Source organism: Mesomycoplasma flocculare ATCC 27399 (assembly GCF_000815065.1).
Lineage (GTDB): Bacteria > Bacillota_I > Bacilli_A > Mycoplasmatales > Metamycoplasmataceae > Mesomycoplasma > Mesomycoplasma flocculare.
The window spans coordinates 420,344-435,399 of the sequence record NZ_CP007585.1; the positions used below are offsets into that span (position 1 = coordinate 420,344).

12 protein-coding genes are annotated in these 15,056 nt (G+C 29.8%); 8 read left to right on the top strand and 4 right to left on the bottom strand.

Annotation, left to right across the window (positions count from 1 at the left end; genetic code table 4):
* The first annotated feature begins 228 nt into the window (after positions 1 to 228).
* The 7 genes from MYF_RS01595 to MYF_RS01625 all read left to right on the top strand — a co-directional run bounded on the left by MYF_RS01595 (position 229) and on the right by MYF_RS01625 (position 7,219).
* A complete protein-coding gene (locus MYF_RS01595; protein WP_002557522.1) occupies positions 229 to 897 on the top strand; it encodes a 3-keto-L-gulonate-6-phosphate decarboxylase UlaD in 669 nt (222 codons plus the stop codon).
* Positions 872 to 1,768 (top strand): L-ribulose-5-phosphate 3-epimerase, encoded by an 897-nt coding sequence (locus MYF_RS01600; protein ID WP_002557523.1) that lies wholly within the window; start codon positions 872 to 874, stop codon positions 1,766 to 1,768. Before MYF_RS01595 ends, MYF_RS01600 begins: the two co-directional genes overlap by 26 nt.
* Positions 1,752 to 2,474, top strand: coding sequence for an L-ribulose-5-phosphate 4-epimerase (locus MYF_RS01605; RefSeq protein ID WP_002557524.1), 723 nt, complete (start codon positions 1,752 to 1,754; stop codon positions 2,472 to 2,474). The genes MYF_RS01600 and MYF_RS01605 overlap by 17 nt, the downstream gene beginning before the upstream one ends.
* The gene (locus MYF_RS01610) at positions 2,458 to 3,345 is read left to right on the top strand and encodes an HAD family hydrolase (protein ID WP_002557525.1); all 888 of its coding nucleotides are present in this window, start codon (positions 2,458 to 2,460) and stop codon (positions 3,343 to 3,345) included. Before MYF_RS01605 ends, MYF_RS01610 begins: the two co-directional genes overlap by 17 nt.
* Positions 3,338 to 3,850 carry an MPN499 family protein gene (locus MYF_RS01615; RefSeq protein ID WP_002557526.1) on the top strand — a complete coding sequence of 171 codons (513 nt, stop codon included), beginning with the start codon at positions 3,338 to 3,340 and terminating at the stop codon, positions 3,848 to 3,850. Before MYF_RS01610 ends, MYF_RS01615 begins: the two co-directional genes overlap by 8 nt.
* A 98-nt stretch (positions 3,851 to 3,948) precedes the next feature.
* Positions 3,949 to 5,949, top strand: coding sequence for a hypothetical protein (locus tag MYF_RS01620; protein WP_039387609.1), 2,001 nt, complete (start codon positions 3,949 to 3,951; stop codon positions 5,947 to 5,949).
* Positions 5,950 to 5,992: 43 nt separating this feature from the next.
* Complete coding sequence (locus MYF_RS01625; protein ID WP_002557528.1) at positions 5,993 to 7,219, top strand: YbhB/YbcL family Raf kinase inhibitor-like protein; 1,227 nt, start codon at positions 5,993 to 5,995, stop codon at positions 7,217 to 7,219.
* A gap of 18 nt (positions 7,220 to 7,237) precedes the next feature.
* On the opposite strand, the gene mnmA is transcribed toward MYF_RS01625, so the two are convergent.
* The 4 genes from mnmA to efp all read right to left on the bottom strand — a co-directional run bounded on the left by mnmA (position 7,238) and on the right by efp (position 11,863).
* Positions 7,238 to 8,356 (bottom strand): tRNA 2-thiouridine(34) synthase MnmA, encoded by a 1,119-nt coding sequence (gene mnmA / locus MYF_RS01630; protein ID WP_002557529.1) that lies wholly within the window; start codon positions 8,354 to 8,356, stop codon positions 7,238 to 7,240.
* An 18-nt stretch (positions 8,357 to 8,374) separates the two neighbouring features.
* Positions 8,375 to 9,247 (bottom strand): MAGa3780 family membrane protein, encoded by an 873-nt coding sequence (locus MYF_RS01635; RefSeq protein ID WP_002557530.1) that lies wholly within the window; start codon positions 9,245 to 9,247, stop codon positions 8,375 to 8,377.
* A 200-nt stretch (positions 9,248 to 9,447) separates the two neighbouring features.
* Positions 9,448 to 11,295 (bottom strand): transketolase, encoded by a 1,848-nt coding sequence (locus MYF_RS01640; protein WP_039387775.1) that lies wholly within the window; start codon positions 11,293 to 11,295, stop codon positions 9,448 to 9,450.
* A gap of 1 nt (position 11,296) precedes the next feature.
* A complete protein-coding gene (gene efp / locus MYF_RS01645; protein WP_002557532.1) occupies positions 11,297 to 11,863 on the bottom strand; it encodes an elongation factor P in 567 nt (188 codons plus the stop codon).
* Positions 11,864 to 12,397: 534 nt separating this feature from the next.
* Here efp and secDF point away from each other — a divergent pair.
* Positions 12,398 to 14,995, top strand: a complete 2,598-nt coding sequence (secDF, locus tag MYF_RS01650; RefSeq protein ID WP_002557533.1) for a protein translocase subunit SecDF — start codon at positions 12,398 to 12,400, stop codon at positions 14,993 to 14,995.
* Positions 14,996 to 15,056: the final 61 nt, after the last annotated feature.

Sequence of the window (15,056 nt, forward strand, 5' to 3'; positions counted from 1 at the left end):
AGCATAGAAATTAGTTTAGAAATTTCAAAAAATAAGGAGATTAAATTTAAAAAATTTAAATTATTAATACACTTAAATTGTAATAACCTTAACAAAATTAATTTTTTCTTTATTTATGTATAAAAAACCAAAAAATTTTTCACTTTTTTCAAAAAAATTATTTAAAAAATAAATAATTTTATGTATAATAAAAAAAACTAAAAACACTACTAAGGTAAGGAGAAAATAATGGCACTACCACTCTTGCAAATAGCGCTTGATAATCAAAGTATCGAAGAAGCGATTATAACAGCAAAAAAAGCAGAAAAATACATCGATATTATTGAGGTTGGCACAATTTTACTAGCAGCCGAAGGTAAAAAGGCAATATCCGCAATCAAAAATATTTTCCCTGATAAAACAATTGTTGCCGATGGGAAAATTGCTGATGCTGGAAACATTTTTGGAAAAATGTTTTTTGATGCAGGAGCAGATTTTACCACTGTAATTTGCGCAGCTGAGACTCCAACTATTAAAGATTTAGTTATTCTTTCAAAAAAATATTCCCAAATAAGTGGCAAAAATAAAGAAATTCAAGTGGAAATGACTAATAATTTTACCTGAGAACAGGTTCAAGACTGGCAAAAAGTGGCAGTTCCTCAGATTGTCTGACACCGCCCTCGTGATTCGCAAGAAACTGGCAAAAAATGAGGAACAAAGGACATTGAAATAGTAAAAAAACTAGCAAATTGCGGATTTAAAATAACAATTACAGGCGGGGTTGAAGTAGAAGATATCAAATTATTCAAAGATATCCCAATTTATATTTTTATCGCCGGGCGCGCAATTCGCGATGCTAAAGACCCAGAGGCAAAAGCAAAGGAATTCAAAGATGAGTTTAAAAAATACTGAAGCTAATTTTTTTGTTGGTATCTACGAAAAAGCGATTGATAAGCGATTTTCATTTGTCGATAAAATTAAAATTGCAAAAAAAGCTGGTTTTAATTTTATCGAAATGTCAGTGGACGAAACTGATGAATTTGCGGCTCGTCTTGACTTTTCTAATAAAGAAATTAGTGAAATTCGAACAGCTTTATTCGAAAATGATTTTTACATAAATTCAATGTGTCTTTCATTACACCGCAAATTCCCTTTTGGCTCTGCTGATGAAAAAGTACGAGAAAAATCAATTGAAATCATGGAAAAAGCGCTGATTTTAGCAAAAAAATTAGGGATTTCAATTATTCAATTAGCCGCCTATGATATCTATTATGAAAAAGAACATCAAAATTCAGAAATTTTTTTCATAAAAACAATGAAAAAAATTGTTTATTTAGCAAAAAAATATAGTATAACTATAGCCTTTGAGTCAATGGATCGAAAATTTGCCGGAACGATTTCTCGCCTATTATACCTTCAAAAATCTATTGGTGGCGGTGTTTTTTTATATCCTGATCTTGGGAATTTAACGCGTTTTTCTAATGATTTAGAAGCAGAAATTAAACTAGGGAAAAGCGAGATTGTTGCTTTTCATTTCAAAGACACACTTCCAAATACATTTAAAAATCTAGACTTTGGTCAAGGCGATGTTAATTTTGTTAATGTATTTAAATACATTTTAAATGCAAAAATTAATGTTCCTTTTGTAATCGAAATGTGACATAAACCAGAAAATTTTGACCAAAAAACAAATTTTTCACACAATTTTGCAATACAGGTAAATATAATCAAAAATGCTCGCGATTTTTTTGAACAACAATTGAGGTTAGCCCATGAAAGTCAAGGATAAAAACGAACTTGCAACATTACAAAAAGCGGTTTTAGAAGCAAACCTTTTATTATATAATTCAAAATTAGCCCTTCATACTTGAGGAAATGTTTCGGCAATTAGTAAAGATCGAAGTTATTATGTAATCAAGCCAAGCGGAATTCCGTATGAAAAAATGCAGTTTTCAGATATGGTTGCTGTTGATTTAGAAAATAATGTCCTTGAATCCGAATTAAATCCTTCAAGTGACACACCTACTCATTCTTTAATTTACAAAGCCGATCACCGAATTAGCGCAATTGTACACACTCATTCACCTTTTGCAGTTTCTTGAGCACAAGCGGGAAAAGAAATTCCAGCCCTAGGAACCACCCACGCTGATAATTTTTTTGGCGCGATTCCTTGTACTGATTCGCTAACTGATGAACAAATCAATGGTGAATACGAACATAATACAGGACTAGTAATTCTTGATCATTTTCGCAAAAACCAGCTTGATTTTATTGCAACTCCAGGAGTTTTAGTGAAAGAACACGGACCTTTTTGTTGGTCTGACAAATCAGCAATCGATGCTGTGAAATTAGCTATGACTTTTGAAGAAATAGCAAAAATGGCTTTCTATACAAAATTAATGAACCCTTTGCAAAATCAGGCAAACCCAGTTTTGCAAAGAAAACATTACAACCGCAAACACGGAAAAAACGCATATTATGGACAAAAAAAATAAGAACGTAATATCACAAAAACAAGAACTAAACAAAATAAAAAATTTTGTTTTTGATCTTGATGGTACTTTATTAACTTCAGAACATGAAATTAGTCCAAAAACAGTTGCAAAAATCACTGAATTAAGGTCAAAACAAAAAAAAATTATTTTTTGTTCAGGTAGACCATGATATTTTATAAAAAAATATTATTTTCAACTAAAACCTGATTTTCCTGTTATTAGTTGCAATGGCTCACTCATTTACGATTTTAAGAAAAACCTAGTTATTTTTAGGAAAAGTTTTGAGCCTAATCAAGTACAAAATATTTTTAATATCCTTGTAAAATACAGCATAATTTTTTTAATTTACACAACAACTAACATGCTTGCTTTTAGTGAAAAAAACAAAAACTGCTCTTGATTTTCTTATCTTAAAGAGCAAAATGATAACTTTTCCGAAATTGAGAAATTACCTCTTAATTTCTATGATTATCTCGACTTTAACCAAAAAAAGATCGCAAATCTTGAAGTTGTAAAGTTTTTACTAATAAAACGTGATAGTGACCCAGAGTTATTCCAAAAAGCAATTTCGGAGCTTGAAAAAATTGAGAATATTTATTTAGTACAATCACAATCTGCCGTTATCGATATCATGATTTCTGGTTCAAATAAAGGTGAAGGGCTTAAATTTTTAGCGCAAAATTATCAGCTTGATCTTGAAAAAACCTTGGTTTTTGGCGATGCAACTAACGACCTGCCAATGTTTGCAACAGCAAAATTTTCGGTTGCAATGGGGCAGTCAGCTCAAAATGTGCAAAAAAAAGCAACTTTTATAACAAAACCAAACGATCAAGATGGAATTGCTTATTTTTTGGAAAAATATTATGAATAATTTACTAAATTTTCTTAACAGCTTTCAAAAAGTAAAAATTAACCATTTCTCTAATGGTTATTGACTCGTTCCCAAATTTTGAAAAATTTTCTCGCCAAGACTAACAGGCTATGTGATAAAAAATGGCAAAACTTTAGAAGAAATAGTAAAAAATAACGATCTTCTAAAAAAGGAAATAATTTTTAGCTTTAATGGCGATTATAATTTTTATAATTTTAATATTGCCTTAAAATTACGCGAAATCAACTTTCGTCTTGATTATAATGTAGTTAGAAAAAAACCTAATGAAGACTTTTTTGTCTTTTATCCAGTTAAAAATTGCAAAATTGTCCTTGACAAACGCGGAATTGCGTTAATTTATGAGGGGACTATACCATTTTTTTCAAAAAGCTATTATGAAAAAATGGTTGATTTTCAGCGTGAATATATGCAAAAAAACCAAATTAAAAAAGAATTTATAGGATTTTTTTGAAGAAGGAATGGTTATAAGGAAATCTATAAATAAAACAGAAACAAATTCTAAAAATATGTTATTATTTATTGAAAAGCTGATCAATAGTTTTTTATATTTTTATATTTAAAAATACAAAGTTGGGTTTAGAAATGAAAAAATTTATAAAAAAATCGTTAATTTTATCTTCAGTTGGTTTTCCTCTTATAGTTGTTTCTTGTTTCCAAGAAGAAGACCTAAATAAAAGGGTTTTTTCAAATCCTGAAGCAACAGAAAAATATCAATTACTAAAAGAAATTCTAAGCATTCCACTTTCAATCGAAAAAAACGACATTGCCAGCTTTAATTTTTCCACGCTAATTGACAAATTTTCCATTGATCCTAACGAAAAAAAAGTAGAAGGACAACCCAATTTTCAGCGTTTTTTCCATAAAGACTCAAAAGAAACTATTCTAAAAAAAATTGAAACACTTGCTAAAAACCCAAACTTTTCTGAGACAATTAAAAAATACTATTTAGGGACATCTTATTTATCAGCAAAAGAATTCTTCGAAAAATGAAAAGCATCACAACAAAAATACTTAAAATCAACTAATTTACACGTAAACCCTGAATTCATTCCACAAGAATATGGATCTGGTTTTTCGGTTAACAACCAAGAATTAGATCAGAGATATTTATATTATAAAACTATTATCGCTTTTGCTAAACATTATCTCAAAATGGGCCCTGTCGAAAATGAATATCCTGAGCAAACTCCTCATGAAACAGAAAAAGTTCCTGAAAATGAAGTAAATTCTACAAAGCAAACACCCGAAACCAATGAAGACAGCGCAAAAAAAAATGGGCAAGAAAAATATCATGATATTAATTCAAAATACAAAAGCGATCTTCAAAAAGCCGAAACAGCACTCGAAAAAGCGAGCGCAGAACTGGACAAATTACTAACGGAAATGCCGAAACGAACAGGTTCTGACGAAAAAGGGGCCAAGTATTTGTCTGAAGAATACAAAATAAAATTTCGTGACTGGGAAGCAAAATTTAACGATGCCGTTAAAAAACGAGAGGATGCAGAACAACTAGTCGAAAAAATTAGTGCGAGCGTGCAAACTGATACTAAAAAAATCGCGCCTTCTCAGCACAGCGAACAAAAAACTGAAAAAAATAAACGCTTAATTCCCGTTCCAATTGATCCAGTTTTATACATTGTAGGCGCAATTTTAGATGCAACAACCCAACCACTTTCAAATGCTTATTGATGAAATTATAATTATGAAATTTTGAATGAAGCTGCACTAAAAGTGAAAAAGGGGATTAAAAAGGGGGAAGAATTAGACTTGCCGATTATTAGCGATAAAGATTTTCAATTAAAGTCTGAGCTTACCGAGAAACTCGATAAGTATTCAATAAAAGCAAAAGATGGGCGAAAATACAAAGTACAACCAAGAGCTTTTTTTCTAGTTGATGATAAAACCTATGTCGATGAACAAGACAATAAAATAAAAAAGGCAATTTACAGACTTTATTGAATAATTGATAAAAATCCTGATTCTAGCGAAAAAACAGAAAAAAAAGAACCACAAACTAAAAAACTAACACCAGAAAATAAGATGAATAATGATTCAAAAAGTGCTAAAAATCATAAATTTCACGAAAAAGCAAGAATTTTTGCTAATTCAGAAAAACTAGCAAATCCCGAAACTCAACAAATGCAAGAAAATAACAAGACCGACGAAACCGCATCAGAAACTCCAAAAGTTCAAGGGCCTGAACCCCGACCAAAAACTGAAAATACCGAGGAAATAATCGGTCTTGTTGACGATTTTGACAAATACAAATTCACTGATAAAATTCAAAAATCACCTTTTGCTAATTCTAATAATTTTTCCCAAGGTGGCCTTTACAATGCAAATTTATTACAATTAGAAGTTGAAATGAAAAAACAAGACCCCAATAATCCTAATCTTTTTTATGTCGAAAGACGTATTGATATTAGAGGATTTTTAAAAAAAGGGAAACTTTTACCTTTTCAACCCGCTAACCTTGAAAACAATTTAGAAATTTTAGCCCTCAATGACAAATACAACCAAATTTTAGAATCCGAACGAGATCTACAAAATAATCTCATGATTAATCCAAACAATTTAGAATAAAAAAATAAAAAACTAGTAAATAACGTAATTTTTTGATATAATTATGATTAGAATTTATATTCCTGATGTAAAAAATGGTGTTTTAGATACTAAATTTGGTAACGGAAATCTAGGAAAAAAATATCCTAATTCCGTAAGTTTTCCGATAAAATGAGACAAAGTAAAAGCTGCAAAATCATATGCGCTCACTCTAATTGACTATGAAGCCACAGCTGAATTAGGTTTTGTTTTTATTAATTGAGTTGCCGCAAATATCAAAAAAAATAAGTTAAAGTGAGATGATTCTTTTTCACGGCCAGATAAAATGTATCAGTTTGAAAATTCAATGACAAAACATGCAAATGATTATTTGCTGGATTCTTTTTATCGTGAGCATCCTGATGGCGTTTATTTTGGGCCTTTACCTCCAGTTGAAGATCATAATTATCGCCTTGAAGTTTTTGCCCTTGATATTGACAATATAATTCCCGAAGAACTAAAAAATGAAAAACTTTTTTATGATGATTTTCTTGAACTAATTAAAAATCATGTAATTGACTATGGAATAAGCTCGTTTTTATATCGTTCCCAAGGAAAAATTGTAAAAAACTCACTAACAAAAAAAGAGATAACAAAATCAGTATTAAATGCCGCCTTGCCAAAAGATAAGCAAAATTTTTTTCTTGATTTTCAACCAATTAATTTCAGCTCAAGAGCTCTAAGTCCACGAAATGATGACTACAGTCTTTTAGATATTGATTTTTTGGGTAAACAAGGAGTAAGCCCTTTTTTTAGCGCGCGAAATTTTGATCTAACAATATATGCAGAATCGGAAAAAATTAAGGAATATGTTATCATAATTACTAGTTTTGCCGAAACTAAATCACTTGGTGTTGGTCTTAATTCCTGAGTCCGCGTTGGAATTAAAAAAGAGCAAAATGATTATAAAACTATTTTGCCTGCTGGAAGAAATAACTTTGAACTCTTTGAAAGCGAATTTCCGGTACAAAATAGCTTTGGCTCTTTTTGTGCAATAGCAATAGCAACAAAACTAGGACTTGATTCAGTTGAGAGATTCGAATTTATTAAAACAAAATACGGACTTATTTATCTGCCTGGCCTAACAAATGGAAATGGTAAATACCAACTAGAAATTTTTGGCATTAATACGCTAATAAATTGAGCAAAAATTGCTCAAAACTCAAAAAAACCGCTTAATTCATTTGATGTTTTACAAACTATTAAAGGAAAAATTATCGGTTATAACCGTACTTTTTTTAAATTAATTTAAAAAAATTTCGATACCTAGCTAATCTAAATAATCAAGTTTTTCCCCCCTGCGATAAAGAAAACGGATTTCCCCGGCAAGCACAACTTGGTTTTCGTAATAAATAACAACCTGTTGTCCTGGAGTGATTGCAGGATAGTTTTGATAATAAACTCGGAAGGAATTTTCATCAATTATTTTCACTGTCACAGGAATTGCCTCTTGACGGTAGCGGAATTTTGCACTTAAATTACTAAGTTTTTCCAAATCTTTGACTAGAAAATTAGCATTATACGCTAAAAGTTCATCAGATTCTAACCATTTTTTATCACTTGCAGCACTTACGTATAAAATTTTTTCTTGGAGATTATGACCAACAACAAAATAGGGCTCATTCATTCCATTAAGTCCAAAACCTTTGCGTTGCCCGATTGTGAAATACATAACTCCAATATGCTTACCAAGAATTTTTTTTGTAGAAATATCGACAATATTACCTGGTTGAGCGGGAATATAATTTTGCAAAAAGTCAGTAAATTTGCGTTCGCCGATAAAACAAATGCCAGTTGAGTCTTTTTTTTCAGCATTTATTAGCCCTATTTTTGTTGCAATTTTTCTGATTGTTGTTTTTTTATAAAAACCTAACGGAAAAATTGTTTTTCTAAGCTGGGCTTTTGAAAGTTGTGCTAGAAAATAACTTTGATCTTTTGCCTTATCAATTCCGGCATATAAATTTCCGTTAATCGATTTTGCATAATGCCCCATTGCAATAAAATCAGCATTATGAACTTTTACAGCATAATTTAGAAAGTGCTTGAATTTTATATTTTTATTGCATAAAATATCAGGATTTGGTGTTAGCCCTTGTTGATATTTTGCAATAAAGTCAATAAAAACTTCATCTCAATACTCTTTGATAAAATCAATGCGGAAAATTGAGATTCCAAGTTGTGTGGCAACAGTTTTAGCATCTAGTCAATCTTGTTCTTGCGGACAAATATTAAAATTTTTTATATTTTTTTGACCTAAAAAATCATTATTGAGATTTGAGTCTCAATTTCGCATAAAAACTGCGATTAGTTCGTGCCCAGCTTTTTTTAAAAGATAAGCGGCAACTGCAGAATCAACACCCCCTGAAAAACCAAGAACTATTTTTGCCACTTTTTTCTCCAAAATTAGTTATTTTTTTGGTTTTGAAACTCAAAAAAAACTTCGAAAACGCTGAAATGATAATTTAATCTCACGTAAAACCCTTCAGTTCACCGCCTTAATTCCAAAAATGTTAATATAAAAAATCGAAAGTAAATATGGCAAACAAATAACTGAAAGCACAATAATTAAATTCAATAAAATAACAATTGAATTATTATCGCCAGAATAAAAAAATGGATGAATAAAGTTCATAAAAGGATAAACTGTCAATCCAGTGTAGAAAAAGATAATCCCTTTTTCTGCAATAATGTCATTGTTTTTAAATTCAGGCGCAATTCATTGTCTAATTGTAAAAAAATATAAAAGAAAACAAAATAAATAATAACAAACTGAATAAATAACCGAAAAACTTAGACCTAATTTATTAATTTGAAATTCTTTACGAAATCAAAAAAGAACAAAAATTGACAAAATTGGATTTACAAGGTGCACTGTCGAAGTTTTTATAAAAGTAAGAAAATTCATATTCAAATTTCAGGCAATTAAAGTTCAAAAAATAACCAAAACAATCGTTAAAATCACGGTAAAAACGAATAAAATTTGAAATTTTCTCTCAGTTGCATTCAGAACAAAACTAAGTAAAACAATTCCGTAAAGTAAATTTGATTGGTAGGTAAGATAGAAAAACACACTAAAATTTTGAAAGTAATTACTAAAACTAATAAAATAAAATTTATCAACTACAAATTCAGGACGATTTTTAATCATTGAATTGACAATAAGCGATACTGTAACACTAATAATTAATAAGGAAAAAACAAAGGCAATTTTACGTTCCTTTTTCCATAATGAAAAATGATCAAGTTTTGTTGATAAAAACGAATTATTATTTTCAATCATAATAAATATTTACTCTAGATTATATAACAAAAATTTTTTAAAACGGTAAAAATTAGCTTTTTTGTCGAAAATTTCATTAAAATTAAATTGCCCTTTATTGTTTAGTTATTTTACCTGCGATAATAAAAACCAAAAAAAGAAGTAAATAAACTTCCTTTTTAGTTTTTTATCACTTTTTTAAGTTTTAAAAAAATTTGCTATTAAATTATTATTTCTTTGATTTTTTCTCTTAAATTTTCAAATGTAAAACCAATTTTTTCTAAAATTTTTTCGCCTGGAGCCGAAAAACCAAAATCATCATTGCCAAAATTATACCTTGCATGAACTTTTCAACCAAAAGTTGTTGCTAATTCAATTGAAATCGCATAATTAGGATCTCAAATTGGTTGTTTTTGTCAATTTGATAAGGAAATTAAATTAAGATTTAATGTTTTTGCAATTTGATCAGCAAGTCCAAGTTCTGAACCAGTTGCAATAAGCGCTCATTTTGAATCAGTTTTTCTTACTAAATAAGCGCCTTTTTTAAAGTTAGTTTTTGATGAGTCAAAAGATTTTATATTCTGACGAGTTAAAATTATTGCACATGGTTGATGCTTATTTTCAAGCGCTAATTCATAGGCTGCTTTTAATTCTGTTTCGTCTCCTGGACGATAAATTGCAAGATTTGGAACAGATCTTAACATTGCTAATTGTTCAACTGGTTGATGAGTTGGTCCATCTTCCCCAACCATCAAAGAATCGTGAGTAAAAATATAATTTACTGGCAGTTTCATAATTGCTGCTAGTCTTAAAGCTGGTTTTAAATAATCGGCAAAAACAAAAAAAGTGGAAACAAATGGGCGTAATACAGAATGAAGTGCAATGCCATTGGCAATTGCTGCCATTGCAAATTCGCGCACACCGAACATTAAATTACGACCTTGATAATTTGTGCTAGTAAAAATTCCGTCAGCACCTTTTGCTTTAGTTGAAACCGATAAATCAGCAGATCCACCAATCCAATATGGAAGATTTTTAGAAATATAGTCAAGAATTTGCCCAGAAGTATTTCTTGTTGCTTGATTTTTTGGCAGCTCAAAATCGATTTCCAAATTAATATTCTGCCCTTTTTGAAGAAATTCTTCAAGTTCTTTTGACATTTTAAATTCTTGTTTTTTTAGCTGTGTTCTTTTTCCTAACGTATTTTGCCAATGGCTTTTAACTTCTTCATCTAAATAAAAATCATCATATTCTCATTCAAGATTTTTTTTCAAAGTAAGAATGTCACTACCTAGTGGCGCCCCGTGAACCTCGCTTGTTTTTTCTTTGCTAGTTCCTTCGCCAATTATTGTTTTAATTTCAATAAAACTTGGTTTATTAGCGGCTTTTGCTTTTGCAATTGCCTCTGAGATTAGCTTAACATCATTTTTTTGCACTAATTGATAAAAAAGACCTTGAGACTCAACGCGCTGACGTACATTTTCACTAAAAACCACATTCAATTGTGAATCAAGTTGAACATCGTTTGAATCATAAAGTACAATCAAATTTCTTAACTTTAAATGGCCAGCAAGCGAAAGCGCTTCATATGAGATTCCTTCTTGAAGATCGCCATCACCGCATAAAATATAAGTATAATGGTTAATTTCCTTAAATTTAGCACCTAAATGTGACTGCGCCAGTGCAATTCCAACTCCCATTGCAATTCCTTGGCCAAGCGGGCCAGTAGTTGCCTCAACTCCGAGAGTATGCCCAAATTCAGGGTGTCCCGGAGTTTTTGAACCTAACTGGCGAAAATTTTCAAGGTCTTGTTTTTTTAATATTCCTAAACTATATCATAAAGAATACAAAAGCCCAGATGCATGACCAGCTGATAGAATAAATCTGTCACGATTTACTCAATTTGGATCGTTAATATCAAAATTGATATGATCGCGATAAAGGGCATAAAGCATTTTTGATGCGCTTAAAATTACCCCAGGATGGCCAGAATTTGCTTTATTAACCGCAGCAACTCCGTGCATTTTTAAAGAATTTAACGCCAACTTGTCGATATTTTTTTTTGTCATTTTAATTTTTCTCCCCGCGTGATACATATTTTCCATCTTCTGTTGAAACAATTATACTCTCACCTTCTTTAATAAATAAGGGCACATCAATTTCATAACCGGTTTCTAATGTTGCTTTTTTTGTTGGATTTGTTGTTGTATTACCTTTTACAGCATCAAAAGTTGAATCTATTTTAAGTTCAATTTTAGCTGGAAGTTCAATATCAAGAATTTCGTTATTAAATTTTCGTAATTTCACTTTTGTGCCTTCAGTTAAAAAATTAAGTTCCCAACTAATTCTTGCATTTTCAATTACTACTTGTTCGTAAGTATTATCATCCATTAAAACGATATTTGCCCCATCATTATAAAGGTATGACATAGAAATTTTCTCAATATGCGCTTTTCCCACTCTTTCGCCGCCGGAAAAAGTCTTAACTATAATCGCGCCAGTGCGTAAATTTTTAACTTTTGCCTTTAAATTTGCCTGGCTTCGTCCTTGCTTTGAATGCTGCGCGGAAATTACAACATAAATTTCATTTTCGAATTCAAAAGTAATTCCAGGACGAAATTCGTTAACATTAACCATTCCACCTCCATTTATTATATAAAAGCCATAAAGTAATAGTAAATTATAGCATAATGCCCAAAAAATTTAAAGTAAAATTTGCTCAAATTTTATATAAAAAATTGATTTAAAACTATAATCATTTTTGTAAAAGTTTTTCTTTGTTCAAAACTTTTATTCAAGATAACTAGATTATAACAAAAAAGCGTGTATAATTATGTTTAGCGGCCAGTAGTCACAAGTTTTGCTAGCTTACAAATAAAAATTTTTAAAACAAAGTTTAGAGAAATTATATTTTGTATCACAAAAGAGAAAGTTCCTATTTTTAACCTGCATTTTTCCTTTTTTTAATAGAAAAATTAAAAAACACAATTAAATTAGCAACTTGTGTTGTTTTTTTGGTATTGTGAATGTACCGCTTTTTTAATTCTTTGTTTTTTAATGAAAAAAATTGTCTTGGATTGAAGCGGTACGAATCACAAATTTTTTTAGGACACCAAAATTTGTTTATTTATACAAAATATGGTATAATCGAGAGCTATAGAAAGGAAAAGCATGAAATTAGGTTCTTTTTTTGCTAAGTTGTTTTCGCTTAATGGTTGAAAACGACTTTTTCTTGCTTTTTTGACTTTCGCGCTTCTTGTGAGTGGTATTTTTCTAATTTCAAATTTTTATATTTCGAAAAATATAAATCGCTCAATTGAATACGGAGGTGGTGCTGAAGTTTTAGTTCAGGTTAAAACTTTAGACGGAAAAATTCCTTCATCTAAAGTTGTAAATGAAGCTGATACAGCAATTTTTCACCGTTTAACTGGTGGTACAAACCTTAATGGAACTAGTGTTTTTACTGAGGGCGAAGGTAGAATCAGAATTTCACGTAATAAAATTTCAAATAACCGTGAATTAGATAATTTTATTAAGGAAATTGTTAACAAACCAATTTTAACTATTACTGACACAGACACAAACCCTCTTTTTTATGATGGTAAATTTGATAAAAACCTTAGTTTACAAAATGGCGATGAAACAAATTGAATTGTCCCTTTTGCACCAGGTTCTGCAGTTTCCCAACCAAATCCACAAAATCCTGCAAGCAATCAAGTTTTAATCCAACTAAAAGATAATAAAGCACAACTTGAATGGTCAAAAGCAACTGATTATATTTCACGATTAGATCACGGAAAAAACCGAATTCTGATCTGGTCAAATATCGCTGAGCTCAAAAAATTAGCAAAAGAAAAATTCCCAGCTCAATGAGAAAAGGCGGGTAAAAATATTTACAATTTTGTTCACATTGGCGAAAAAACTACTCCTGAATTTTTACCAGAGAATAAAACTTTACAACCAGAGCTTAAAAAATTTCAATTTGATGCTAAAAAATATCTAGTTTCTGATGCTACTGTAACACATGCCTTAAATGGAAAATCATTCGTAATTACAGGAAGATTTAGCCCGCAAGAAGCAAAACAATTAGCGCTTAATATAAATTATGGAACAGCTGATTATAAATTAGATTTTTTATCCGCTTCTTTTATTAACAAAACAAAATCAGAATCAGCTTTTATTGCTGGATGAATCGCAATTGGGCTTGCTATTGGATTAATTTCGCTATTTTTAATCATAAATTATGGACTTTTAGGCGCGATTGCAACAATCTCGCTTGCTTTATATGTATTTTTAACACTATTATTTTTCACAATTGTGCGTGGTGAATATTCGCCTATTACAATTTCTGCCCTAGTTGTTGGAATCGGAATGAATATTGATGCTAATGTTATTAGTTTTGAAATATTCAAATCGCGAATTTATGGCGGAAGTGGTGTTATTAAAGCAAATTACCAAGCTAATCGTTCTTCCTTTAATGCAATTTTAGACTCAAATATAACAACGCTAATTGCTGCTCTTGTTTTATTCTTTTTTGGAACAAAAAATGTTAAAAGTTTCTCAATTACATTAATTTTTTCAATTATTTTTACATTAGTTGTTACTATTGGTTTTACAAAATTTTTTACAAACTTTATACTAAAATCTAACTTTTTTCAAAACAATCATAAAAAACTTTGGCTTTTAGGCGCTAAAAATTACTATTTTAAAAAATACCAACGTGGTTATAATTCAATTTATTCCCGAATTGATTATGAAAAAATTTATAAATACTCAAGATGATTGCCACTTATTTTATTTTTAGGATCACTGATTATTTTTGCAATTTTTGCCGGAATTTATAAATCCGCTGGAAGCGGCTTTAATTTAGCTGTTGATTTTAGCGGCGGAACTAACTTGTTAGTTGAAAGTGCAAATTCTAGTTATGATTTAATCACAAAAGAAAAAGCCGAAAAAATAATAAATTTCTTAAATTCACAAAATATTGACAAGTCAAATTCAACAATTTTATTAAATCCGTTAAATGAAAATGGAACTGTTTTTAATATTGAAGTTAAAACAAATCTTGATCTATCAGCAAAAATCGCCACATTTAATTCATCAATACAGAATAATTTTTCAAATATTCGCATAACAAATTATTCAATTTCAAATGAAGAAGCGCAGAAGCTGATATTAAATACAATTCTTTCTGTTGGGATAGCACTTATTTTTGTAACTGTTTTTTCATTAGTGCGGTTTAAATGAACATTCTCACTTGCCATAATTTCCTCGCTTCTTTTTAATGTTTTAATGGTAATTTGTACAATAATTATTGTACGAATCCAAATATCACAAAACTTAGTAATAGCAATTCTTACTTTAATAGGATATACTGTAAATGATACAATTGTGATTTTTGATCGGATAAAAACAAGATTTAGCGAGATAACGCATGCTAATATTTATAAATTAGATAAAATTAAAGAAATTTCAACAAATGCAGTAAAAGAAACAGCAAAAAGATCTGTATATACGTCATTAACAACAATTTTAACAATCGTAGTTTTAATGATTTTCTATGAATCAATTGATATTGTCTTTAGTTTAACAATGTTAATTGGAGTTATAATAGGAACTTATACTTCTTTATTTATTGCAACACGAATCTGAAACAAACTTGAATTATACCGTAATCGTCAAAAAGAAAAAAGAATTAATAATAAATACTGGAATGTGCAAAAAATTTATGAACAAACTTTTGCAAACATTAATGATTATGAAAAATAATTTAAAACCACAATTTTTATGACCTTATTAGTAAAAAATTGTGGTTTTATTTAAATTTTTC